The following is a 21,269-nucleotide window of genomic DNA, read 5'->3' as shown; positions in this document are numbered from 1 at the left end:
GGCCGGTCTCGGGGTTGAGTCCGACGATGTCGCCGTGCTCGAGCTCGGCGATGAGGGCGAGGGCGTGCCCGACGGTGGGCAGGAAGATGTCGCCCCGCGGCTCGTTCGGCTTCGGCTCCAGCGCGATCCGCAGGTCGTAGCCCTGGGACGTGATGTGGGCGGCGACGGTGTCCAGACCCTCCCGGTAGCGATCGAGCGCGGCATAGAGGTCCTTGGACCCGTCGTACTCGCTGCCCTCACGGCCGCCCCACATGACGAAGGTCGTCGCTCCCATCTCGGCCGCGATGTCGACCGCCCGGAGCACCTTGCGCAGCCCGAAGCGCCGCACGCCGCGGTCGTTCGACGTCAGGCCACCGTCCTTGAAGACCGGGTGGGTGAAGGTGTTGGTCGTCACCATCTCGATGACGAGGCCGGCCTTGTCGGCGGCGTCCTTGAGGTGGCGGAGGCGCTTGGTCCGGGTCGCCTCGTCGGCGTCGAAGGGGAAGACGTCGTTGTCGTGGAAGGTGATGCCCCAGGCGCCGAGCTCGGCGAGCCGGTCGGAGTACTCCCACGGGTCGAGGGCAGGGCGGGTGGCCGAGCCGAAGGGGTCCGTCCCGGTCCACCCGACGGTCCAGAGGCCGAAGGAGAACCGGTCCTCCTGCGTGGGCGTGATCGTGGACGTGCGAGTCGGTGCCGTCATGGCGGTCCTCCTATTTGTTGTCTCATGCAACTTAAAGCCTCGCTCGGGATAGGGTCAAGAGGTGACGACTCACCGGCCGCGCACTCCGACGCCCGCCCCGCGGCGTGCCCAGCCGCGCACCCGGCAGGCGCAGCGGGTGGACCAGGCCCTGCTGCGCTCGTCCAACCTGGCCCTCGTGGCGCGCACGGTCTTCGCGGCCGACCCGTCCCCGACGCGGGCCGACGTCGCGACCGCGACCTCGATGACGCGCTCCACCGTGTCGCGCCTCGTCGACGATCTCGTCGCCGGCGGGGTCCTTCGCGAGCTGACCCGTGTCGTGGGTCCGGGCCCGGGTCGCCCGGGCACCCCGCTCGCGCCGGGCACGGACCGCTTCGTCGCGCTCGGCCTGCAGGTGAACGTCGGCTACCTCGCCGCGCTCGTCGTGGACCTGAGCGGGACCGTCCTGGCCCAGCACCTCGTCACCGACGACCTCCGCGGCTCGGCCCCCGCGCCCGTCCTCGAGCGCCTCGTCGGCCTGGCCGCCGCGGCGCTCGCAGAGCTGCCGCAGGCACGGGTCCTCGTCGGCGCCGGGCTCGCCCTCCCGGGAATCGTGTCCGCCGGGTCCGGCACCCTCCTGCGAGCGCCCAACCTCGGCTGGTCGGATCTCGACGTCGCCGGCCTCGTCGACCGCGACCGCCTGCGTGGGGCGGCCGTGACGATCGGCAACGAGGCCGATCTCGCCTCCGCGACGGTGACGCGGACCCGACCCGGCCACCCCAGCCCGCTCCAGGACGTCATCTACCTCTCCGGCGAGACGGGGATCGGCGGCACTGTGGTCGTCGACGGCGAGTCGATGCACGGCCGCCACGGATGGGCCGGGGAGATCGGGCACGTCACGGTCGACCCGGCCGGCCCGGCCTGCCCCTGCGGCTCCACCGGCTGCCTCGAGCAGTACGCCGGCAAGCGCGCCCTCCTCGCCGCGGCCGGGCTCGCACCGGAGGCACCGGCGTCGCAGCTCGCCGACGCCGTCCGTGCCGGCGCGGCTGGCCCCCGCTCGGCGGTGGACCGCGCAGCGTGGGCCCTCGGGGTGGCGCTCGCCGGAGTCGTCAACGTCGTCGACGTCCCCTCCGTCGTCCTCGGCGGCCACCTCCGCGAGCTTGCCGACGTGCTCCGGCCGCGCCTCGAGCAGACCCTCCGCGAAAGGGTCCTGTCGGCGCGCTGGGTCACGCCCACCGTCGAGCCCAGCGGGCCGGGTGCCGCACCCGGCGCCCTCGGCGCGGCCTACCTCGAGCTCGAGCGGGTCGTGGCCGACCCCGCTGTGTGGCTGTGACCCGACGGTTGTGCCGTATGCCGCTCAGGCCGCCTCGGTGATGGGGAGCCCGGACTTGGCCGCCTGCTCGTCGAAGTCGTCGTCGAGGAGGACAGCGTGGTGGCCTTGGCTCGCGAGCACCGAGGCCGCGATGGAGGCCCGGTAGCCGGTCGCGCAGTGCACCCAGACCTCGCCCGCCGGGACGTCGTGGAGCCGGTCGAGCAGCTCGTGGATCGGGATGTTGACCGCGCCTTCGATGTGCCCGTCGTCGTACTCCGACGCACGGCGCACGTCGAGCACGGTGACACGGCGGTGGTGCCGGACCTGCCCCAGGTCGGCGAAGGTGGCCCGCTCCAAGGTCCGCAGCGCCGAGTCCGTCCAGTCCGCGGGCTCACCCGTGGCGGACCCGGCGAGCTGGTCGATGCCGATCCGCACGAGCTCGCGCTGGGCCTCGGCCACCTGCTCGGGTGACTCGCCGAGCAGGGTGAGTGGCGTGCCCCACGGCATGAGCCAGCCGACGTAGGTGGAGAACTGGCCGTCGATGCCCAGGTTGAGGGTGCCGCCGACGAAACCTGACGCGAAGGCGATGCGGTTGCGCAGGTCGACGACCCACTCGCCGGCGTCGATGCTGCGGGCGATCGTCTCGCGGTCCGCCGGAGCGGGTGGGGCCAGGGTCGGCGCGTCGGGGCCGCTGGAGTTGGCCGGGCCCATGTGGACGTAGTACGCGGGGTAGGCGTCGAGCCCGTCGAGGGTCTCCCGGACCCACTCGTCCTCGCTCTGTCGGAAGGCCGGGTTGGCCCGCTTCTCCGCGCCGATCGTCGACGCCGTGGTGTCCTCGGTCGTCGACCCCGCTGAGCAGAAGCTGCCGAATCCGTGGGTCGGCAGCACCTGCGCCGACTCCGGAAGCTCCTCGGCGAGCCGGTGCGCCGAGGCGTACTGGTGACGGGCGAGGACCTCCGTGTGGTCAGGCCCCAGCAGGTCCGGTCGCCCGGTCGCGCCGAAGAGCAGGGAGCCGCCGGTGAAGACGCCGACCGCCTCGTCCCCGTCGTGGACGGCGTAGGACAGGTGGGTGAAGGTGTGGCCGGGCGTCGCGATCGCGCGGACCGACAGCCGGTCCGAGACCGCGATGACGTCGCCGTCCGTGACGGGGTTGCGGTCGTACTCGACCTCGTCGGCGCCGTTGACGTGGTAGGTCGCGCCGACGTGCGTGGCCAGGGCGAGCCCGCCCGTCACGTAGTCGTTGTGGATGTGGGTCTCGAAGACGTGGGTGATCGTCACCCCTTCCTGCTGCGCGAGGTCGAGCACGCGGTCGATGTCGCGCTGGGGATCGACGACGAATGCAGTGCTGCCGTCGTGCACGAGATAGCTGCGGTCGCCCAGGCTCGGAGTCTCGATGGGGATGATGGTCGCCATTGTCGTTCGCGTCCTTCCGTCGACGTTTCCATCCTGCCCCATACCCCACGGGGTGTGGTTCCAGTCAGCCCGGAGCCGGCCGCGCATCGGCCCGAGGTGTCGAGGCTGCGACCGTCACTCGCGGTCGTCGACGAGCGGTTCCCTGGGCAGGCGGCGCACCTTGTGCCGACGGCGCCGACGCTCGGGAATCATCGACCGCATCTCCTCGAGCTTGCCGAAGCAGAGCAGCCGGTCCTCGGGCTGGAGCTCGGTCCGGCGACGCGGGTTGGGGATGACCGCCGTGCCCCGGTGGAGGGTGAGCACCGTGATGTCGCGGTCGTCGAGGCCGGACTCGGCGATGGTCTTGCCGACGAGGTCGGCCCCGCCGTGCACGACGAGCTCGGCCACGCCGTAGCCGGTTGACACGGTGAGCCGCTGGCGCACGTCGATCTCGGGGAAGCCGACCTGGTGGGAGATGTAGTCGATGATCGCGCCGGCGACGTCGAGCTTGGTCGCGGTCTCGATGCCCTCGAGGCCGGGAGAGGAGTTGACCTCCATGACGAGCGGCCCGTCGATGCCCTCGAGCATGTCCACGCCCGCCACGCGCAGCCCCATGATCTGCGCGGAGCGCACCGCCGCCTCCTCGTAGTCCGGGGCGAGCGACACCGCCTCGACGGCGCCGCCGCGGTGGACGTTGGAGCGGAACTCGTCTCCGTGCGCGACCCGGCGCATCGCCGCGACCACGCGGTCGCCGACGACGAGGGCCCGGATGTCGCGCCCCTTGGACTCCTTGACGAAGCTCTGGATGAGGACGTTCTGTTTCGTGCTGTGCAGCGTCTCGATGATGGCCTCGGCGACGTTGACCTCCGGTGCGAGGATGACGCCGATGCCCTGGGTGCCCTCCAGGAGCTTGATGACGACCGGGGCGCCGCCCACGCGCTGGATCGCCGGACGGACGTCCGCGCGGTTGCGCACGAACGTCGTCGCCGGCATGCCGATGTGGTGGCGCGAGAGGATCTGCGTGGCGCGCAGCTTGTCGCGGGAGTTCGCTATGCCGTTCGCAGTGTTGGGCGTGTAGACGTCCATCTGCTCGAACTGCCGCACGACGGCGGTGCCGAAGTAGGTGATCGAGTTGCCGATGCGCGGCAGCACCGCGTCGTAGTCCGAGATCGGCCGGCCGCGGAACTGGAGGTCGGGGTCGGGACCGGACAGGTCGATCGCGAAGCGCAGCGTGTTGAGCACCTTCACCTCGTGCCCCCGGTCGAGGGCAGCGGTCCGCAGCCGCTGGGTCGAGTACGACCGTGGGGCGCGCGAGAGGATCGCGAGTTTCATGGGGCGCACCTGCAAAGATGATCGACGTGTTGGAGCCGACCCATCTAAGCACCCACGTCGGGTGGCGCGAGTGGGTGAGCCTTCCCGGATTCGGGGTTCCGTGGATCAAGGCGAAGGTCGACACCGGGGCCCGCTCGTCGTCGCTCCACGCCTTCGACATCGAGCACGTCGCGCGCGACGGCGAGCCCTGGGTGCGCTTCTCCGTCCACCCCTGGCAGCGGTCGGACGCCGACGCCGTCGTCGTCGAGTGCCCCATCCGGGACGAGCGCATCGTCCGCAGCTCCTCGGGGCACGCCGAGGAGCGCATCGTCGTGCTCGTCGACCTCGTGCTGGGCAGGCGCGACCTCCGCGCCGAGCTCACCCTGACCAACCGTGACGAGATGGGTTTCCGCATGCTCATCGGGCGTGAGGCGCTGCGTCAGGGTTTCCTCGTCGACCCCGGCCGGTCCTACCTGGGCGGCCGCCCGCGCCTGGCGATGCGCCGTCGGAACCGGGGCCGCTGATGGCGCGCGCGTCCTTCGGCATCGGGCCGGTCCGCATCCGCCCGGGCTATGCCCGCGAGGTCGAGCTGCCGATCACCAGACTCGTCACGGGCGCCGAGATCACGCTTCCGGTCCGGGTCGTGCACGGGCGCGAGGAGGGACCGACCGTGTGGATCACGGCTGCCATCCACGGTGACGAGGTCGTCGGCATCGAGGTGATCCGGCGGGTCCTGGCCAGACTCAACCCGAAGGCGTTCCGGGGCACTCTCGTGGCGGCGCCGATCGTCAACGTCCTCGGCTTCACCGCCGGAGACCGCTACCTCCCGGACCGACGCGACCTCAACCGGTCCTTCCCGGGCTCTGCCCGCGGCTCCCTGGCGAGCCGCATCGCCCACTTGGTCATGACCGAGGTCGTCGGCCGGGGCGATGTCGGGATCGACCTGCACACCGGCTCGTTCGGGCGCACCAACCACCCGCAGATCCGCGCCGACCTCGACGACCCGCGCACCCTGGCCCTCGCCGAGGCCTTCGGGGCGCCGGTTCTCATCAACGCCCGGCTGCGCGATGGATCGCTCCGCGCGGCCGCCCGCGAGCGGGGGGCCGCGGTGCTCCTCTACGAGGCGGGGGAGGCGTGGCGCTTCGACGAGTGGGCCATCGACGCGGGCGTGACCGGAGTTCGGCGGGTCCTCGCGGCGCTGGGCATGGTCGATCCGGTCGTCGAGGAGGCGTCGGCCCCGAGTCTCGTGTCCAGGTCGAGCGGTTGGGTCCGCGCGCGGCGCACCGGCATCCTCCAGCTCGACGCGGTCCTCGGGCAACGGGTCGAGGTCGGTGACCGCCTCGGCAGCCTCTCCGACTCCTTCGGCAAGACGCTGCGCCTCGTCCACGCCGACCGGGCCGGCATCGTCATCGGCAGGACCACCACGCCGCTCGTCAACCGGGGCGATGCCCTCATCCACATCGCGGGCCTGGAGCCGAGCGCCGCTCCCACGCCCATCGCGACCGGGGCCGGCGAGGTGGACGACGAGGAGCCCCTGCCGCACCACGACCTCGAGCCGGACCTGAGCTGAGCCGGAGGCAAGCTCGAGCAGGCACGTGGAGTACGTTGCCGCCATGAAGGAGAGCAGGACAGAGCGCGCCGTGATCGCCGGGACTGCCGTGCTCGCGCTCGCGCTCGTCGTCGGCGGTGCATGGGCATGGCGACGCGAGCCGGACTCCTTCGGGTGGTTCGCCTATGCGCCGTTGGTGGAGGAGCCGCCGTCACAGCTCGTCTTCATGGGTGGCGGCCGCGCTGCAGCATGTGCAGCTGTGGCAGTCGGCCTGTTCCTCCTCGCCGGGCTCTTCGGCTTCCTGCTCGGGCGCCGGCAGTCCCGTCACGACCACTCGGTGTAGGCAGCCCGATCCAGACGGCGCCTCCGGGCGGTTACGATGCCAGCGTGCCCAGTCTCGTGCTCACCGTCATCGGCGACGACCGTTCCGGCCTCGTGGAAGCGCTGGCCAACGTCGTCACCGCGCACGGCGGCAACTGGGAGCGCAGCCAGCTGACCGAGCTCGCCGGCAAGTTCGCGGGCATCGTCGTCGTCTCCGTGCCGGCCGACCGTGTCGACGAGCTGACCAGTTCGCTCCACGAGCTCGACGGCCTGCTCGAGGTGTCGGCGCACCCCGGGGCCGAGGCCCCCACTGCCCTGCCCGCACAGGCGCAGCACACCCTCTCGATCGACCTCGTCGGCAACGATCATCCGGGGATCGTCCACGACATCTCGGCCGTGCTCGCTCGTCACGGCCTGAGCATCGTCACGATCGAGACCACGACTCGGGAGGCTCCCATGGCAGGCGGCCTCCTCTTCGAGGCCCACGTCGTCGTCCGGCTGCCCCGGTCCGCGGAGGTCGCGCAGGTCCGCAGCGACCTCGAGCGGCTCGCGTCGGAGCTGCTCGTCGACCTCGATGTGAGCGAGCAGTAGGCCGAGCCGTATGCCGCTGAGCGCGGACCCGCACGTCGTCGTCCTCGTCGAGGGGCGGAGTGACGCCGCCGCCCTGGCCGTGCTCCTGGACGCCAGGCGGCTCGACGGTGAGGGCCACGTGCACGTCGTCTCGATGGACGGCGTCACCAACGTCGCCCGCGATCTGGGCCGGACGCGGCACGAACACCCCCAGGCCCTGGTGCTCGGTCTCTACGACGTGGCGGAGGAGCGTTTCGTGGCCGGCGCGCTGCGGCGAGCCGGTGTCCTGCTCGACGGCCACGGCGAGGTCTCACGGCAGACGGCGCGCGCCGCCGGGCTGGACCTTGCCGCACACGGCTTCTTCGTCTGCGACAGCGACCTCGAGGACGAGCTCATCCGGGCGGTGGGGACTGCCGCGGTCGAGGACGCCCTCGACGAGATGGGTCAGCTCGAGCGGTTCCGGACCTTCCAGTACCAGCCCGAGTGGCGGGGTCGGGAGATCAGCGACCAGCTCCACCGGTTCGCCGGTAGTGGGTCCGGGCGCAAGGTCGCGCTGGCGGAGCGGCTCGCCGGGCGGCTCGACGAGAGGACGACCCCGCCGCCCCTGGCCGGCCTGCTCGACCGGATCTCCCAGCACCTCGACGGTCAGGGCGGCTAGGGACTCGGTCGGGCCGCAAGTGCCCTTCGCTCCGCCCACTCCTCGGCGAGGATGGCATAGGTGTAGCCGTCGACCCAGCCCAGCTCGGCGTGCCACGAGTCCTTGACGCCGTGCTGCTCCCGACGCATGCCGAGCTTCTCCATGACCCGCCACGACGCGACGTTGTCGGCGAAGCATCCGGCGGTCACGCGGCGCACGCCAAGGTCGACGAAGGCCAGATCGAGCAGCGCGCCGCCGATGAGGGTGGCGTAACCGCGGCCGGCGCATTCGGGGTGGAGGATGTAGCCGAGTCCCGCCTCCGACCCGCGCCATGGCCCGTCCGCGACATGGGACTGGCCCATGCCGTCCGTCACCCAGAGCGAGCCGACGCCCACGACACGGTCGCCGAGCAGGGCGATGGCCGTGTGGTCGTCCTGATGAACGTGCTCGCTCGGCTCGTCGTCGGTGAACCACACCTTCCGCAAGGCGGCAGCGTCAACCGTGGTACGCAGCAGCCATTGGGTCACGTCGGGCCGGTTTCGCCACGTGAGGACGGGCTCGAGGTCGTCAGCGACAGGAGGTCGAAGGACCAGGGGCCCGACTGTGCGGGGCCAGGTGGGTGAGGATCTCTTCACGCGACGAGGCAATCAGTGATCCTCCGCCTGAACAACCAGATATCAGGGTGCCGCTCACCCGATGACGTGAACTGCGTGCAGGCCGAGCCAGGCGGCAAGGTCGTCGAGCTCGGCCTGCACGGCTGCTCGAATGGGGCGGGTGAAGCGGACATCCTCATGGATCGCTTCGACGCGAAACACCCCCGCCTTGCGGTCCGCCTTGGCGTCGACCTTCCCGACCAGCCGATCGCCGTGCAGCACCGGCAAGGCGAAGTAGCCCCAGCGTCGCTGGGCCGCAGGCTTGTACATCTCGAGGGTGTACTCGTAGTCGAAGAGCTCGAGGGCCCGCTTCCGGTCGTGAACGAGCCGGTCGAAGGGCGACAGCAGGGCCGTCCTCCCCCGGAACTCCTCGTCGGCGAGCTCGAGCTGGCCCGGGTCGACGCGCCACTCACCCTCAACGCCCTCGACGACGGCGGGCACTCCGGAGTCCCCGACGACGGCCGGCTCGATGGGCACCGCAGTGCCGGTCGCGCGGGCGATCCCGAGCGCCCGGAGGCGACGCTCGTCACGGAGTCGCTTCGCCTCCGCCGACGACAGGGTCGGTAGGTCGGCGGGATAGGCCCGGGAGGCGACGTCGAAGACGCGCTGTCGGCCCTGCCGGCCGACGATCGCCACCTCGCCCCGAAGCACGAGAAACTCCAGCATCTGCGTCACGTTGCGGTTGTTGGTCCAGCCCGTGGACGGCCAAGGCACGACCGAGGTGTCGGGCAGGTCCTTCGACAGGAGGGGCCCATCCGCCGCCAGCCGGGCGAGCAGGTCGTCTCGGAACGACGCGTTGGCCTCGAACCAGGCGCGGGACGCGGGATAGCTCGGGTACTGGTCTGCATCAGCGAGGTAGAGCGGCAGGTCCTCGATCGGCCGGATCAGGGCGTTGAACTCGAAGAGGGTCCGGTGGTGCTCCAGCCCCGCCTTGAGGTGGGAGGTCTGGTAGGACGAGCCCAACCGGCTCCAGGCCACGAGGTCGGCACTCGGCGCCACCGCCGCCGTGGGGTCGAGCTGGAGCAGCGTCAGCTGCCGCACGACCTCGAGCAGGTCGGTGGGGCGCTCGGCGTCGAGGAGCTGGGCGCGCACCGCGATGCGCCGCGCCTGCTCCCTGGTCAGGCGGGCCACGTCCATCCGACGACCATAGACCCGACCACCCCCACTCGAGTGGCCTCGTTCTCCACAGCAGGGCGGGCACTTCGGGGCCACTCGACTCGTCCGCCCACTTCGCGCCCACTCGAGTGGCCTCGTTCTCCACAGCAGGGCGGGCACTTCGGGGCCACTCGACTCGTCCGCCCACGTCGACGGGGCTGGGAGGAGGGCGACGTCGTGAGCCGGCCCAGCGGCATACGGTCGTGTGGTGCGCGGGTGAAGGTCAGCGAGGCAGGAGGAAGTACGACAGCGCGGGGCTCGTGGTCACGTCGCGGAACGGGTAGCCGAGGGCCTCGACGTGCCGGTGGAAGTCGGCATCGTCGGACACGCCCTCGAAGGCGCAGAGCACGCGCCCGTAGTCCGCCCCGTGGCTGCGGTAGTGGAACATCGTGATGTTCCACCGGGTGCCGAGCTGCGTGAGGAACCGGGTGAGCGCCCCCGGGTGCTCGGGGAACTCGAACGAGTAGACCTGCTCGCGCAGTTCGGGCGGGTGGCCGCCGATCATGTAGCGCACGTGGGTCTTCGCGGTGTCGTCGTCCGACAGGTCGATGACGGGATAGCCAGCTGCAGCGACCCCCTCGGCGATCTCGGTCCGCTCGGCGAGGCCCCGCACGAGCTGGACGCCGACGAAGATCCGCGCCTCGTCCGAGCCGTCGACGCGGTAGTTGAACTCCGTGACAGCGCGTCCCTTGAGCACCCGCAGGAACTCGAGGAATGACCCGGCCCGCTCCGGGATGGTGACTCCGTAGAGTGCCTCGCGATGCTCGCCGACCTCGGCCCGCTCGGAGATGTAGCGCAGCGTGTGGAAGTTGACGTTGGAGCCGGAGAGGACGTGGGCCAGCCGCTCGCCGTGGACGCCGTTGGCCTCGACATACTTCTTCAGCCCCGCCAGGGCCACTGCTCCGGCGGGCTCGGCGACCGCCCGGACGTCCTCGAAGATGTCCTTGATCGCCGCGCAGATCTCGTCGGAGTCGACGGTGACGACGTCGTCGAGGTAGGCGTGGCACATCTCGAAGGTCAGGTCGCCGATGCGCTTGACCGCCACCCCCTCGGCGAAGCGACTCACCTCCGGCAGCTCCACCGGGTGCTGTGCGGCCAGCGCGGCGCTGAGGCAGGCGGCGTCCTCCGGCTCCACGCCGATGACCTTGATCCCCGGCATGAGGTTCTTGATGAGTCCCGCGACTCCCGCGGCCAGCCCGCCGCCGCCCACCGGCACGAAGACGCGGTCGAGGTGTGCGTCCTGCTGGAGGAGCTCGAGGCCGATGGTGCCCTGCCCGGCGATGACGAGCGGGTCGTCGAAGGGGGCGATGTAGGTGTACCCGTGCTCCTCGGCCAGGCCGCGGGCCTCGGCCTTCGCCTCGTCGAAGGTGTCGCCGAAGAGGACGACGGTGGCACCGTGCCCCCGCACCGCGTCGACCTTGATGGGGGCGGTCGTCACCGGCATGACGACGACCGCCTGGATGCCGAGCAGGGCCGCGGAGAGGGCGACGCCTTGGGCGTGGTTGCCGGCCGAGGCCGCCACGACGCCGCGCGCGGCCTCCTCGGGAGCGAGCGCGCGCATTCGCGTGTAGGCGCCGCGGATCTTGAAGGAGTGGACCGGCTGACGGTCCTCCCGCTTGACCTGGACGGTGTTGCCGAGACGCTCGGAGAGTGACTCCATCACCTCGAGGGGCGTGACGACGGCCGCCTCGTAGACGGGTGCCCGAAGCACGTCGCGGAGCAGGTCGGCCACAGTTCGCAGGGTAGACCCGGGGTGGTGGGCCCCACACCGTCGCCCAGGGGACGAGATGCCGTATGCCGCTGGGCCCGGTCCCCGCGGCGGAGCTCCTTCGCGGGTGGCCGGAACCCGCCCCCACGTCGTCTACATCTCCGTGGTCGGTGCGGACCGGACACCGGTCGTCAGCCGGGTCGACCGGGCCATGTTCGGTTACGTCGAGCAGAAGCGGCTCTCCGAGGAGGTGATCGCCGACAGCGGTCTGCCGTGGACCACCCTGCGGGCCAACCTCACCCCGGAGCGTGCCGTCGGCCGTCGCAGGTGGGAGCAGTTCCTCGAGGAGCGCGTTGGAGCCCGTTCCACCACGGTCGCGTGAGGGGCGCGGGACAGGCCCCGGTCCGCCGCGTCGTCAGCGCTTCGCCGGGCGGAAGCCTGCGGCCACGGCATCGGCAAGAGTCGCGAAGCACTGCTCGGGGTTGGTCACGAGGTAGGACTGCTGGCCGGGGGAGTGCGCGATCATCGACGACTCGTTGCCCTTGATCGGCTCCGCCTGCGGGCAGGGATGCTCGTCGCCCGGAAGCGGCCAGTCGGCTCGCGGTCGAACGGGAGGCGGCGTGGCGCACAGCCAGCCCTTGTCGGGGCTCGCCCGGTCGGCCGCGACGTAGGCCGCCTCGCGAGGATGCGCCCCGTAGCCGTCGCGCGAGTCGAAGCGGGCGACGGCGTAGCCACTCGTGATCTGGGCGAGACCGACGTCGGTGCGACCGACCTCGACGTAGCGGAGCAGTCGGCCATACTGGTCCCGGCTCGTCCGCGCCCCCGGGACGAGGCTGACCTGCCGGCCACCGATGACCCGGCGCAGGTTGCCCACCGAGGCCTCGAAGCCACACTCGTCGCGCTCGGGGGAGTCGATCCCGATGATCCGGAGCTTCTCGACGGTGCCTCCGCGGGCGACGTGGATGGTGTCGCCGTCGACGAACCGCGTCACCTCCCACAGCACCGGCAGGCTCGTCGACCGGGTCGGTGCCGGCGCGCGAGGAGGCGGCGAGCTCGAGGAGGAGGGCGGTCGTGGCTGCGACGGGACTTCTCGGCTCGTGGACGGCGGTGTCGGGCTCACGGGGGCGACGGCGCGGGCGGCGGTGGGCGCAGCTGTGCTGGCGGCGCCGGACGGGTGTGCGTCGTCCCCTCGGACAGGAAGACACGAGGAGAGCGTGACGGTGGCCAGCGCCGCCACGGCGAGCGTTGCCACCCGGCGAGCTTCCCCCGCCTGCCTCAGACCGACCATCACGTCGATCCTGACATGCCTCCGGAGAGCGCGTGACGGGAATGCTGTCATGCGATCGAAATGAAATGGCTTGTGCTGCGGCCCTCCTGCGAGGGTGGCGCCATGAAGCGCGAGCGCGACAGCCTCCTGGCGCGGATCGAGACGTACCTCGACCTCGTGCCCAGGGAAGCGGCCATGACCGAGGAGGTCGGACCGTTCACGCTCTTTGTCCCCGACGAGGGGACGGGCTGGCACTTCTATGCCAGACCGCGGCTCCGCGGGTCCGCAACCTTCACGTCCAGGGCGGTGGAGAAGGTCCTCGCCAGACAGGCTGAGCTCGGGCTCCCGCCGGCCATCGAGTGGGTCGACGAGGTGACCCCCTCCCTGCTGCCGGCAGTCCGCGGCGCGGGCTACGAGCCGCGGCGGCATCCACTGCTCACCCTCCCCCGGCACCTTGCCGTCGAGCCTGACTCGCGCGCCCGGCCGCTTCCGTCCGCCGACCCGCACCTGAGCATCGCCTTCGGCACCGTCAAGGCGGGCTTCCGCGGCAGGGACGAGGTGGAGCGCCACGACACGGGTCGCAAGCCCGAGCTCATCGAGCAGGGCGCGCTCATCGTCGTCGCGTCCTACGAGGGCGGCCGTCTCTGCGGGGCCGGCTCGGCGGCGCCCAGGGGCGACGTGGCGGAGCTGATGGGCATCGCTGTGCCGCCGGGCCATCGCAACCGCGGTCACGGCAGCGCCATCACGCGGTCCCTCGTCGCCGCCTGTCGGGAGCGGGGTGTCGACCTCGTCTTCCTCACGGCCAGCTCCGACACCGCGGCCGGGATCTATCGACGGGTCGGCTTCACCGACACGGGGACGGGCTACGTCCTCGAGCTCGACAGCTGAGCTGGGCCGACCGGGACGGCTGCGACAGTCGGTGGCCGGTGGGAGAGTCTCCGTCATGGCAACCTTCACCGGATCCGACGAGCTGCGGGGCGCGGAGTTCATCGACGCGGACCTGCGTGGCGCCCGTTTCGTCAGGGCCAACCTGACCGGCGTCGTGATGCGCGGGGTCGACGTGGCGGGGGCGGACATCGACTCGCCGTGGCTCCTCGAGGGCGGCGAGAGCTCCTTGCAGGTCAACGGCGTCGACGTCGCCCCTCTCGTCGAGGCCGAGCTCAACCGCCGCTTTCCGGGTCGCGCCGACCGGCGTGCCGGGGATCCCGAGGGCCTGCGGGCGGCCTGGGCCGCCCTCGAGCGCACCTGGGCGGCCACGCTCGAGCGCGTCGCGGCCATGCCGGAGGGGACCGTCGACGTGTCTGTCGACGGTGAGTGGTCGTTCGCGCAGACGCTGCGCCACCTCGTCATGGCCACGGACGTGTGGCTTCGTGGGGCGATCCTCGAGGTCGAGCAGCCCTACCACCCCATCGGCCAACCCAACGCCGACTACGCGACGGACGGCTACGACCTGTCCGTCTTCTCGACGGGAGCTCCGTCCTACGACGAGGTGCTCGAGGTCCGGGCGGGTCGCGTCGCGATGGTGCGAGACTTCCTCGCTGCCGTCACGTCGGAGCAGCTCGCGGTGACGCGCAGGAACCCGTGGGCACCTGATCACCCGGAGACGACCCGCTCGTGCCTGCACGTGATCCTCGAGGAGGAATGGGAGCACCACCGCTACGCCGTTCGCGACCTCGACGCGATCGAGGCGGGCTCTGGCGCGTGACCGTCCCCTTGTCGGACGACGGGCATCTCGGCAGCGGCGACCCCGGCCACGACAGGAGGTGCCGTATGCCGCTGAGCCAGCTCAGCGGCATACGGCACCCTTGTCCGTGGTTCAGAGGGCGATACGGACGACCGCAGCTCCACCCGGGAGCACCGAACCCGTGGTGACGTAGGCGGACCCGCCGCGGATGGCCACGCCGTACGGCGCGAAGAGGCCGCCCGCCACGACGTCGTGGGAGTCTGCGCCGGGAATGACCTCGACGAGCGCGCCGATCGGCCCCGAGAGCAGACCGTTCGACGCGAGCTCGACCGCGTATAGCGTCCCGTCATCGGCGAAGGCCAGCGACGTGACGTTCGTCAGTCCGGTCGCCCAGGCAGTCGGTGCGTGTCCGGGGACGAGACGCCAGATCGTCGACGATCCCTGCTCGAAGGGGAATCCGACGAGCTGCGAGACGTACCACGCTCCGTCCAGTCCCCGCCGCCACGAGTCGTCGTGAACGATGGAGTCTCGCCATTGAGTAGCCCTCCCATGAGTCCCCCGATGACTGCCCTGACGTGTCGACGGTAGGGCCGTGCCCGCGTGCTGTCCGGTGACGGTGGAAAGCGGCGTGATGCGTGCGGATATGTCCTCAGCCCAAGGTGTTCCACCGGATTGACAGGACCAGGCCCGCGGCGAGGAGGAGCCCCGCAAGGGCCGCGAACGCCGCGCTGAGGTCGACGTCCTGACGTTGCGTCGTCACCTGCTTCGGCAGGTCCGTGAGCACTGTGGACAGCTCCCTCGCATCGGTCGCACCGAAGTAGGCGCCGCCCGTCGTCTCGGCCACGCTCCGCAAGGTGGGCTCGTCGACGACGAGGAAGCTGCGGGCGACCCGCCCTCCGCCACCTGGGCCGCCGAACCCGAACGCATGGCGGGGCTCGAAGCCGCCGTACTGTTCGCGCGAGCAGGCGAGTGACGTCGGGTTGGTCGTGCCGAAGCCGATGGGGTAGACGCGCACGCCACGGGCCGCCGCTTGCTCGGCGGCCTGCTCGGGGGTGACGCCACGGGTGTTGGCGCCGTCGGTGAGCAGCACGATGATCTCCGGGACGGGCTCCGCTCGCACGAGCGACTCCTCGCTCGTCGTGTCGGGGCCGGGTGGCGGCGCGGGGGGGTCGGACGGCCCGCCGAAGTCGAGGTCGCTGGACACCTCGACGGGATCACTCGGCGGCACCTTCGGGTCGATCTCCGCGATGGCGTCGATGGCCGTGAGGATCGCCGCGCCGATCGTCGTCCCGCGTCCGGTCGTCACCCCGTCGATGGCCGAGAGCAGGTCGTCGCGGTCGGTCGACGGGGCGACCGCGACCTGCGCGAATCCGGAGAAGATGACGAGGCCGAGCTTCGCCTCCGGTGGCTGGGCCTCGACGAAGTCGCGCACGGCCGACTGTGCCGCCGTGAGCCGGTTGGGGTCGACGTCCGTGGCGCACATCGACCCGGAGACGTCGAGGGCGAGCAGGATCGTGGTCCCCGAGACCGGCACGTCCGTGCGGACCTGGGGCCTGGCCGAGGCGACCCCGAGGAGGGCGAGGCTCGCGAGGACCAACGCGATGGGCACGTGCCGCCGCCAGGGGCGGCTTCCTGCGGCCGCCGCACGGACGAGGGCGACATTCGAGTAGCGGACCGTGCGACTGCGCCTGCGGCGCAGCTTCCAGACGTACGCGGCGAGCAGCGCCGGTGCGGCGAGGAGGAGCACGAGGAGGAGTGGCTGTCCGAACGACACTCAGATCACCCGCCCCTGCCGGACCACCGCGATCGTCGCCCCAGCCGCGAGGAGCAGGCCGGCGAGAGCCGCGACGAGGGAGGTCACCTCGTGCGGCACCGTGCGCATCGTCCAGTTCAGCTCGATCGAGTCGTAGATGGCGGCGAGCGAGGCGGCGTCATCAGCCTCGCGATATGTGCCGCCCGTCGTCTCGGCGAGGGCCGTCAGCCCCTCCCGGTCGAGCGCGGTGGCGATGCTGAAGCCGTCGATCTCGAGGACCGCGCCCTGGGGAGTCCCGACCCCGATGGGCTCGATCCGGACTCCGGCAGCCGAGACGAGCTCGGCCACGTCGCGAGGCTCGGGGCCGGTCGTGTTCTCGCCGTCGGTGAGCAGGACGATCGAGGTCCCGCCGTAGTAGCCGATGTCCGACTCCTCCTCGGTGCCGGTCTCGGAGTCGGCGACCCGGGTGATCGGCTTGCCCGCGATGGCGCTGAGCGCCCCGAGGATGCCGCCCCCGAGCGACGTCTCACCCGAGGCGTCGAGCCGGTTGACGGCGGCGAGGACGGCGGCCTTGTCGGTGGTCGGCCGTTCCGTGACGAGCCCGGTCCCGCCGAAGGCGACGACCCCGAGCCGGACCGAGGGCGGCTGCTTGTCGATGAAGGACCGTGCGGCAGCCTTGGCCGCGTCGAGACGCGTCGGCGCGATGTCCGTGGCCGACATGCTCGTCGAGACGTCGAAGGCCAGCACGACCGTGCCCTCCCGCCGCGGCTCGGCGATCGAGGCGACCGGCCTCGTCATGGCGACGACGAGGACGACCAGGGCCGCCACGAGCAGTGCCGGGGCAACGCGCGCCCACGTGTCCCTCGGCTCCGGGGCGAGGACGAGCCCCTGCCGAGCCAGCTCCGCACGGCGTTCGTCCTGCCGTCTCACCAGCCTCCTGAAGCCGGCGACGACGAAGGGGACGACGAGGAGCCCGAGCAGGGCCCACGGCCAGGTGAGGGTCATCGGGGTCATCGCCGCCGCCTCCGTCGCAGCTCCGAGACCCGCACGAGCGCCCGGACGAGGTCGTCGTCGGTGCTGATGCCGTGGAGGTCGACGCCCACCCGGCGAGTGCGTGCCTCGAGCTCCTCCTGCCCCTCGGCTGCGGCCGTCGCCAGCCGTTGGCGGAAGCCGGGATCGCTCGTGTCGACGAAGATCTGTTCCCCGGTCTCGGCATCCTCGACGTAGATCGAGCCGACGTCGGGAAGGTCGGACTCACGCGGGTCGCTCACCTGGAGGGCCACGACCTCGTGCCGGCGGGCGAGCAGCGAGAGCGGTCGCTCCCACCCGTCCGCGCTGATGAAGTCGGACACGATGATGACGAGGGAGCGGCGGCGGGCGAGCCCGGCCGCTGCCCGGAACAGGGCGGCGAGGTCCGTCACTGAGCCGGCCCCGCCACGTTGGTGCTGGCGCTGGTCGAGCGCGGACTTCGCGATGCGCAGGACCTGGTTCCGTCCGCTTGCCGGGGGGATGACCGTCGTGACGCCGGTGTCGAAGAGGATCGCGCCGACCCGACTCCCACCCCGCGTGAGGACGCGGGACACGACGGTGGCGACCTCGGCGACGACGAGCCCCTTCTGCCGGTCAATCGGCCCGAAACCCATCGACGCGGACAGGTCGAGCAGGAGCCACGTCGTGATCTCACGGTCCTCGACGTACTCGCGGACGAAGGGCGTGTCGAGCCGGGCGGTGACGTTCCACTCGATGTGGCGCAGGTCGTCGCCCGGCTCGTACTCGCGCAGGTCGGTGAAGTCGAGGCCCATGCCCTTGAAGAGGCTGCGGTAGTCGCCTTGCAGCAGCCCGTCGAGCCTCCGGACGACCCGCCACTCGAGCCGTCGGAGGAGTCGCTCGGCGCTCAGGGTCGCGGTCGCGTCCATGATGACTCGGGCTCGTGGGCGACGCTCGTGGGTCGTGGCACCGCGTCGACGATCGGGACGAGGAGGTCGTCGGCGGCGAGATCCTCGGCGAGGGCCTCGTAGGACAGGACGACGCGGTGCCGCAGCACGTCGAGGGCGAGGTCGCGGACGTCCTCGGGGAGGACGTACTCGCGGCCGCGGAGGAAGGCCAGGGCACGGGCCGTGAGGACGAGGTTGATCGAGGCCCGAGGGCTCGCGCCATAGGTGAGATAGTGCGCGAGGTCGTCCCGTCCCACCCCGGCCGGGTCACGCGTCGCCGTGGCGAGCCGGACCGCGTAGTCGATGATCGCCGGGTCGGTGTACACCTCGTCGACCTGGCGCTGGTAGTCGCGGAGCAGGTCCGGGTCGAGCACTCGGTCGGTCCGGACCGCACGGCCGATCTGCCGCTCAACGACGACGAACTCCTCTGCAGCCGAGGGATATCCGATGAGGACCTTGAGCATGAATCGGTCGACCTGCGCTTCGGGGAGCTGGTACGTGCCCTCCGACTCGATCGGGTTCTGGGTGGCCATGACGAGGAAGGGGTCCGGCGCCGGGTAGGTCTGGCGGCCGATCGTCACCTGCCGCTCCTGCATCACCTCGAGCAGGGCACTCTGCACCTTGGCGGGGGCGCGGTTGATCTCGTCGGCGAGGACGAGGTTGGCGAAGACCGGCCCGAGGGAGACCTGGAACTCGCCGTCCTTCTGGTTGTAGATCCGGGTCCCGACGAGGTCGGCGGGGACGAGGTCGGGAGTGAACTGGATCCGCTGGAACTCTCCTCCGATCGCCGCCGCGAGCGTCTTGATCGCCATCGTCTTCGCCAGGCCCGGCACGCCCTCGACGAGCAGGTGGCCCCGCGCGAGGAGGGCGACGACCATGCGCTCGAGGAGGACGTCCTGCCCGACGATGGTCCGCTTGACCTCATAGAGGGTCTGCTCGAGCAGCTGGTGCCCGGAGCCTCCTCGTGCCTCGTGGGTCCGGTCGCCCTCCATGTCGGCTCCTCCTCCAGCTGGTGGGTCTGGGTTCGTCAGTGTTCGTCAGCCTTCGTCAGCGTTCGTCGGTGCTGTCGGTCCTGTCGGTTGGTCAACGTCAGCGGGGTGGACCTCCTGCCGTTCCTCCTGCGGTGGCGATGGGAACGGCGAAGCCGATCCCGACGAAGAGGCTCTCGTCGTTGGGGTTGGCCAGGCCGGTGACGATGCCGACGACTTGGCCGTTCGCGTTGAGGAGCGGCCCCCCGGAGTTGCCGGGGTTGACCGCGGCGTCGATCTGGATGAGGTTTCGCAGCCGCCGGCCCCCGTCGACCCGAACGTCGCGGTCGAGCGCCGAGACGACGCCGGCGGACAGGGAGCCGGGCAGCCCCAGGGGGTGGCCGACCGCGTAGACCGGGGTGCCGATCTGGACTCCTCCACCCAGCACCGCGGGGACCACTGTCTCCGGAAGGGTCTCGGGCTCGAGAGCGGCGATGTCGTTGTCGGGGTCCGCCGAGGCGATGGTGGCTGGGGACCGTGTGCCGTCGGTGTACGCGACCGTGATCGAGTCGGCGTCCTCGACGACGTGCAGTGCGGTGAGGATGGCGCCGGTGGCGTTGACGATGACCCCCGCGCCCGTCCCGCCGAACTCGCCCTCGCTGTTCGCTCCGCGGGTCGTGATGAGGACGAGGGAAGGCTGGATCGTCGCGAAGGCGAGGGTCGCCTCTGCGGGCGCTCGCGCCTCCTCCTCAGCCTGCGCCTCGAGCCCGACCGACACACGGGCGTCGACGTCTCGCTGGGTCAGTGGCGGGGGGTCCGGGTCGCGGAGGGCGAGCAGGGCGACAAGTCCCGCGACGAGGGCGATGGCCAGGACAACGAGCCACGGACGTTGCCGGAGGCGGTCGGGCCAGCGCCCACGGTGACCGTTCTCGACGCGCTCCTCAGAGTCGCCGGGCTCGCCGACGACGGGCACCTCCGGGGGGACTGTGAGCCGCGCCACATTTCGACTCTACGTTTCCGGACGCGAAACCGGCAGGCCTTGACTTCACGGCCCCCGTGGTTTGTGGGGATGGTGCCTGGAGCAGCCAACCCCGATCTGCCGTATGCCGCTGACCTCAGTCGTCGTCGCCGTGTGCCGTGACGACGTCGTTGGCTGCCGCCCACACCGCGACGTCGCGCCGCTCGATGGCGGTCGCCATGAGGCTCGGGAACTGGTCCGGGGTGCAGGCGAAGGCGGGCACCCCGATGGCGGCGAGCGCCGCGGCATGGTCGGCGTCAAAGCTGGGGCGACCGGAGTCGCTCAGGGCGAGCAGCGCGATCATCGTCGTGCCACCGGCGGTGATCGCTGCCGCCCGCCGCAGCATCTCCTCGGCGATCCCGCCCTCGTAGAGGTCGCTGATGAGCACGAGGATCGTGTCGGTCGGCTGGGTGATGAGGCCCTCGCAGTAGGCGAGTGCCTGGTTGATGTCGGTGCCGCCCCCGAGCTGGACGCCGAAGAGGACGTCGACGGGGTCGTCGAGCTCCTCGGTGAGGTCGACGACCTGGGTGTCGAAGACGACGAGCCGGGTCGCCACCGAGCGCAGCGAGGCAAGGACCGCGCCGAAGACGCTCGCGTAGACGACGGACTCGGCCATCGAGCCGGACTGGTCGATGCACAGGATGATGTGGCGCTCCACGCGTCGGGCACGTCGGGCGTGGCCGACGAGCCGCTCGGGGATGACGGTCTGGTGCTCGGGTTGGTAGTGCCTGAGGTTCGCGGTGATGGTCCGTGGCCAGTCGATGTCGGATGGCCGTGGCCGTCGCGTCCGTGCGGCCCGGTTCAGCGCTCCGGTGACCGCCTGGACCGTCTCTGCGCGGAGGCGCTGCTCGAGCTGGTCCGTCACGGTGCGGACGACCGCGCGGGCCGTCGCCTTCGAGCGCTCGGGGATGACCCGTCCGAGGCCGACGAGGGTCGTGACGAGGTTGATGTCGGGTTGGACCGCCTCCATGAGCTCCGGCTCGAGGAGGAGCTGGGTCAGCCCGAGCCGCTCCATGGCGTCGGCCTGCATCACCTGCACGACCGAGGACGGGAAGTAGCCGCGGATGTCGCCGAGCCAGCGTGCGACGCGCGGTGCCGAGGCGCCGAGGCCACCGCGCCGGTCCGCGTCGTAGAGCTGTCGAAGCGCCTCATCGCGATGCAGGTCGTCCGCGTCCAGGTTCACCGCGTCGCCGATGCCGTCGGCCTCCTCCCCGCCGAGGACGAGCCGCCAGCGGGTGAGGCGGTCGCGCTCGCTCGCCGGATCGGGTGCTTGGCCCACGGTCCCGAGCCTAGGTGGTCGGGGTGACGCCGTCGACCGACGTGCTGTCGTATGCCGCTGGGCTGGCTCTGCCTGTCAGGTTCCGTTGTACTGCAGGAAGATT

At 71.4% G+C, this 21,269-nt stretch carries 23 protein-coding genes; 9 read left to right on the top strand and 14 right to left on the bottom strand.

Going from position 1 to position 21,269, the window contains the following annotated elements; genetic code table 11:
* The coding region (locus tag LOY02_RS06055) for a TIM barrel protein (RefSeq protein ID WP_317181437.1) at positions 1 to 679 on the bottom strand (679 nt) is incomplete at its 3' end.
* 61 nt (positions 680 to 740) lie between these two features.
* Between LOY02_RS06055 and LOY02_RS06050 the strand changes: the two genes are divergently transcribed.
* Entirely contained in the window at positions 741 to 1,988 is a 1,248-nt protein-coding gene (locus LOY02_RS06050) for an ROK family protein (protein ID WP_317181436.1), read from the top strand.
* A gap of 24 nt (positions 1,989 to 2,012) precedes the next feature.
* On the opposite strand, the gene LOY02_RS06045 is transcribed toward LOY02_RS06050, so the two are convergent.
* Positions 2,013 to 3,380, bottom strand: a complete 1,368-nt coding sequence (locus LOY02_RS06045) for an MBL fold metallo-hydrolase (RefSeq protein ID WP_317181435.1) — start codon at positions 3,378 to 3,380, stop codon at positions 2,013 to 2,015.
* Between the two features lie 114 nt (positions 3,381 to 3,494).
* Positions 3,495 to 4,691: a RimK family alpha-L-glutamate ligase gene (locus LOY02_RS06040; RefSeq protein ID WP_317181434.1), complete on the bottom strand. Its 1,197-nt coding sequence runs from the start codon at positions 4,689 to 4,691 to the stop codon at positions 3,495 to 3,497.
* 17 nt (positions 4,692 to 4,708) lie between these two features.
* Between LOY02_RS06040 and LOY02_RS06035 the strand changes: the two genes are divergently transcribed.
* From LOY02_RS06035 to LOY02_RS06015, 5 genes are read left to right on the top strand one after another with little or no spacing between them, the layout of a single operon-like run.
* Positions 4,709 to 5,194: an ATP-dependent zinc protease gene (locus tag LOY02_RS06035; RefSeq protein WP_317181433.1), complete on the top strand. Its 486-nt coding sequence runs from the start codon at positions 4,709 to 4,711 to the stop codon at positions 5,192 to 5,194.
* A complete protein-coding gene (locus LOY02_RS06030) occupies positions 5,194 to 6,240 on the top strand; it encodes a succinylglutamate desuccinylase/aspartoacylase family protein (RefSeq protein WP_317181432.1) in 1,047 nt (348 codons plus the stop codon). The genes LOY02_RS06035 and LOY02_RS06030 overlap by 1 nt, the downstream gene beginning before the upstream one ends.
* A gap of 43 nt (positions 6,241 to 6,283) precedes the next feature.
* On the top strand, positions 6,284 to 6,562 hold the full coding sequence (locus LOY02_RS06025) for a hypothetical protein (RefSeq protein ID WP_317181431.1): 279 nt from the start codon (positions 6,284 to 6,286) through the stop codon (positions 6,560 to 6,562).
* A gap of 44 nt (positions 6,563 to 6,606) precedes the next feature.
* Positions 6,607 to 7,131, top strand: a complete 525-nt coding sequence (locus LOY02_RS06020; protein WP_317181430.1) for a glycine cleavage system protein R — start codon at positions 6,607 to 6,609, stop codon at positions 7,129 to 7,131.
* Between the two features lie 10 nt (positions 7,132 to 7,141).
* The gene (locus LOY02_RS06015) at positions 7,142 to 7,768 is read left to right on the top strand and encodes an ATP-dependent endonuclease (RefSeq protein ID WP_317181429.1); all 627 of its coding nucleotides are present in this window, start codon (positions 7,142 to 7,144) and stop codon (positions 7,766 to 7,768) included.
* On the opposite strand, the gene LOY02_RS06010 is transcribed toward LOY02_RS06015, so the two are convergent.
* From LOY02_RS06010 to ilvA, 3 genes are all read right to left on the bottom strand, one after another.
* Positions 7,765 to 8,382 carry a GNAT family N-acetyltransferase gene (locus tag LOY02_RS06010; protein WP_317181428.1) on the bottom strand — a complete coding sequence of 206 codons (618 nt, stop codon included), beginning with the start codon at positions 8,380 to 8,382 and terminating at the stop codon, positions 7,765 to 7,767. The genes LOY02_RS06015 and LOY02_RS06010 overlap by 4 nt on opposite strands.
* Before the next feature lie 54 nt (positions 8,383 to 8,436).
* Complete coding sequence (locus LOY02_RS06005) at positions 8,437 to 9,537, bottom strand: DNA glycosylase AlkZ-like family protein (protein WP_317181427.1); 1,101 nt, start codon at positions 9,535 to 9,537, stop codon at positions 8,437 to 8,439.
* Between the two features lie 241 nt (positions 9,538 to 9,778).
* Entirely contained in the window at positions 9,779 to 11,296 is a 1,518-nt protein-coding gene (ilvA, locus tag LOY02_RS06000) for a threonine ammonia-lyase, biosynthetic (protein WP_410505920.1), read from the bottom strand.
* Between the two features lie 94 nt (positions 11,297 to 11,390).
* Between ilvA and LOY02_RS05995 the strand changes: the two genes are divergently transcribed.
* The gene (locus tag LOY02_RS05995; RefSeq protein WP_317181425.1) at positions 11,391 to 11,645 is read left to right on the top strand and encodes a hypothetical protein; all 255 of its coding nucleotides are present in this window, start codon (positions 11,391 to 11,393) and stop codon (positions 11,643 to 11,645) included.
* 33 nt (positions 11,646 to 11,678) lie between these two features.
* Here the strand turns inward: LOY02_RS05995 and LOY02_RS05990 are convergent, their stop codons facing one another.
* Complete coding sequence (locus LOY02_RS05990) at positions 11,679 to 12,254, bottom strand: thermonuclease family protein (RefSeq protein WP_317181424.1); 576 nt, start codon at positions 12,252 to 12,254, stop codon at positions 11,679 to 11,681.
* A gap of 399 nt (positions 12,255 to 12,653) precedes the next feature.
* Here LOY02_RS05990 and LOY02_RS05985 point away from each other — a divergent pair, with 399 nt between their 5' ends.
* Together LOY02_RS05985 and LOY02_RS05980 are read left to right on the top strand one after the other, a co-directional pair.
* A complete protein-coding gene (locus LOY02_RS05985; RefSeq protein ID WP_317181423.1) occupies positions 12,654 to 13,418 on the top strand; it encodes a GNAT family N-acetyltransferase in 765 nt (254 codons plus the stop codon).
* A gap of 55 nt (positions 13,419 to 13,473) precedes the next feature.
* The gene (locus tag LOY02_RS05980) at positions 13,474 to 14,235 is read left to right on the top strand and encodes a DinB family protein (protein WP_317181422.1); all 762 of its coding nucleotides are present in this window, start codon (positions 13,474 to 13,476) and stop codon (positions 14,233 to 14,235) included.
* 111 nt (positions 14,236 to 14,346) lie between these two features.
* Here LOY02_RS05980 and LOY02_RS05975 read toward each other — a convergent pair whose 3' ends face one another.
* The 7 genes from LOY02_RS05975 to LOY02_RS05945 all read right to left on the bottom strand — a co-directional run bounded on the left by LOY02_RS05975 (position 14,347) and on the right by LOY02_RS05945 (position 21,166).
* Positions 14,347 to 14,925, bottom strand: coding sequence for a ScyD/ScyE family protein (locus tag LOY02_RS05975; protein WP_317181421.1), 579 nt, complete (start codon positions 14,923 to 14,925; stop codon positions 14,347 to 14,349).
* Complete coding sequence (locus LOY02_RS05970) at positions 14,864 to 15,988, bottom strand: VWA domain-containing protein (RefSeq protein WP_317181420.1); 1,125 nt, start codon at positions 15,986 to 15,988, stop codon at positions 14,864 to 14,866. The genes LOY02_RS05975 and LOY02_RS05970 overlap by 62 nt, the downstream gene beginning before the upstream one ends.
* A complete protein-coding gene (locus tag LOY02_RS05965) occupies positions 15,989 to 16,981 on the bottom strand; it encodes a VWA domain-containing protein (RefSeq protein ID WP_317181419.1) in 993 nt (330 codons plus the stop codon).
* Complete coding sequence (locus LOY02_RS05960; protein ID WP_317181418.1) at positions 16,978 to 17,883, bottom strand: DUF58 domain-containing protein; 906 nt, start codon at positions 17,881 to 17,883, stop codon at positions 16,978 to 16,980. Before LOY02_RS05960 ends, LOY02_RS05965 begins: the two co-directional genes overlap by 4 nt.
* The gene (locus LOY02_RS05955; RefSeq protein WP_317181417.1) at positions 17,862 to 18,893 is read right to left on the bottom strand and encodes a MoxR family ATPase; all 1,032 of its coding nucleotides are present in this window, start codon (positions 18,891 to 18,893) and stop codon (positions 17,862 to 17,864) included. Before LOY02_RS05955 ends, LOY02_RS05960 begins: the two co-directional genes overlap by 22 nt.
* Positions 18,894 to 18,990: 97 nt before the next feature.
* The gene (locus LOY02_RS05950) at positions 18,991 to 19,869 is read right to left on the bottom strand and encodes a S1C family serine protease (protein WP_317181416.1); all 879 of its coding nucleotides are present in this window, start codon (positions 19,867 to 19,869) and stop codon (positions 18,991 to 18,993) included.
* A 115-nt stretch (positions 19,870 to 19,984) separates the two neighbouring features.
* A complete protein-coding gene (locus LOY02_RS05945) occupies positions 19,985 to 21,166 on the bottom strand; it encodes a VWA domain-containing protein (RefSeq protein ID WP_317181415.1) in 1,182 nt (393 codons plus the stop codon).
* Between the last annotated feature and the right edge of the window lie 103 nt (positions 21,167 to 21,269).

The organism is Intrasporangium sp. (assembly GCF_032907665.1).
GTDB lineage: Bacteria > Actinomycetota > Actinomycetes > Actinomycetales > Dermatophilaceae > Intrasporangium.
Note: the sequence above shows the minus strand (reverse complement) of the source record. Positions and strands in the feature narration are given on the sequence as shown.

Coding starts and splice junctions, on each gene's coding strand:
- LOY02_RS05965 (WP_317181419.1), bottom strand. CDS start 16,981: ATGACCCCGATGACCCTCACCTGGCCGTGGGCCCTGCTCGGGCTCCTC.
- LOY02_RS06030 (WP_317181432.1), top strand. CDS start 5,194: ATGGCGCGCGCGTCCTTCGGCATCGGGCCGGTCCGCATCCGCCCGGGC.
- LOY02_RS06005 (WP_317181427.1), bottom strand. CDS start 9,537: ATGGACGTGGCCCGCCTGACCAGGGAGCAGGCGCGGCGCATCGCGGTG.
- LOY02_RS05985 (WP_317181423.1), top strand. CDS start 12,654: ATGAAGCGCGAGCGCGACAGCCTCCTGGCGCGGATCGAGACGTACCTC.
- LOY02_RS05955 (WP_317181417.1), bottom strand. CDS start 18,893: ATGGAGGGCGACCGGACCCACGAGGCACGAGGAGGCTCCGGGCACCAG.
- LOY02_RS06025 (WP_317181431.1), top strand. CDS start 6,284: ATGAAGGAGAGCAGGACAGAGCGCGCCGTGATCGCCGGGACTGCCGTG.
- LOY02_RS05960 (WP_317181418.1), bottom strand. CDS start 17,883: ATGGACGCGACCGCGACCCTGAGCGCCGAGCGACTCCTCCGACGGCTC.
- LOY02_RS06045 (WP_317181435.1), bottom strand. CDS start 3,380: ATGGCGACCATCATCCCCATCGAGACTCCGAGCCTGGGCGACCGCAGC.
- LOY02_RS06015 (WP_317181429.1), top strand. CDS start 7,142: ATGCCGCTGAGCGCGGACCCGCACGTCGTCGTCCTCGTCGAGGGGCGG.
- LOY02_RS06040 (WP_317181434.1), bottom strand. CDS start 4,691: ATGAAACTCGCGATCCTCTCGCGCGCCCCACGGTCGTACTCGACCCAG.
- LOY02_RS06035 (WP_317181433.1), top strand. CDS start 4,709: ATGATCGACGTGTTGGAGCCGACCCATCTAAGCACCCACGTCGGGTGG.
- LOY02_RS05980 (WP_317181422.1), top strand. CDS start 13,474: ATGGCAACCTTCACCGGATCCGACGAGCTGCGGGGCGCGGAGTTCATC.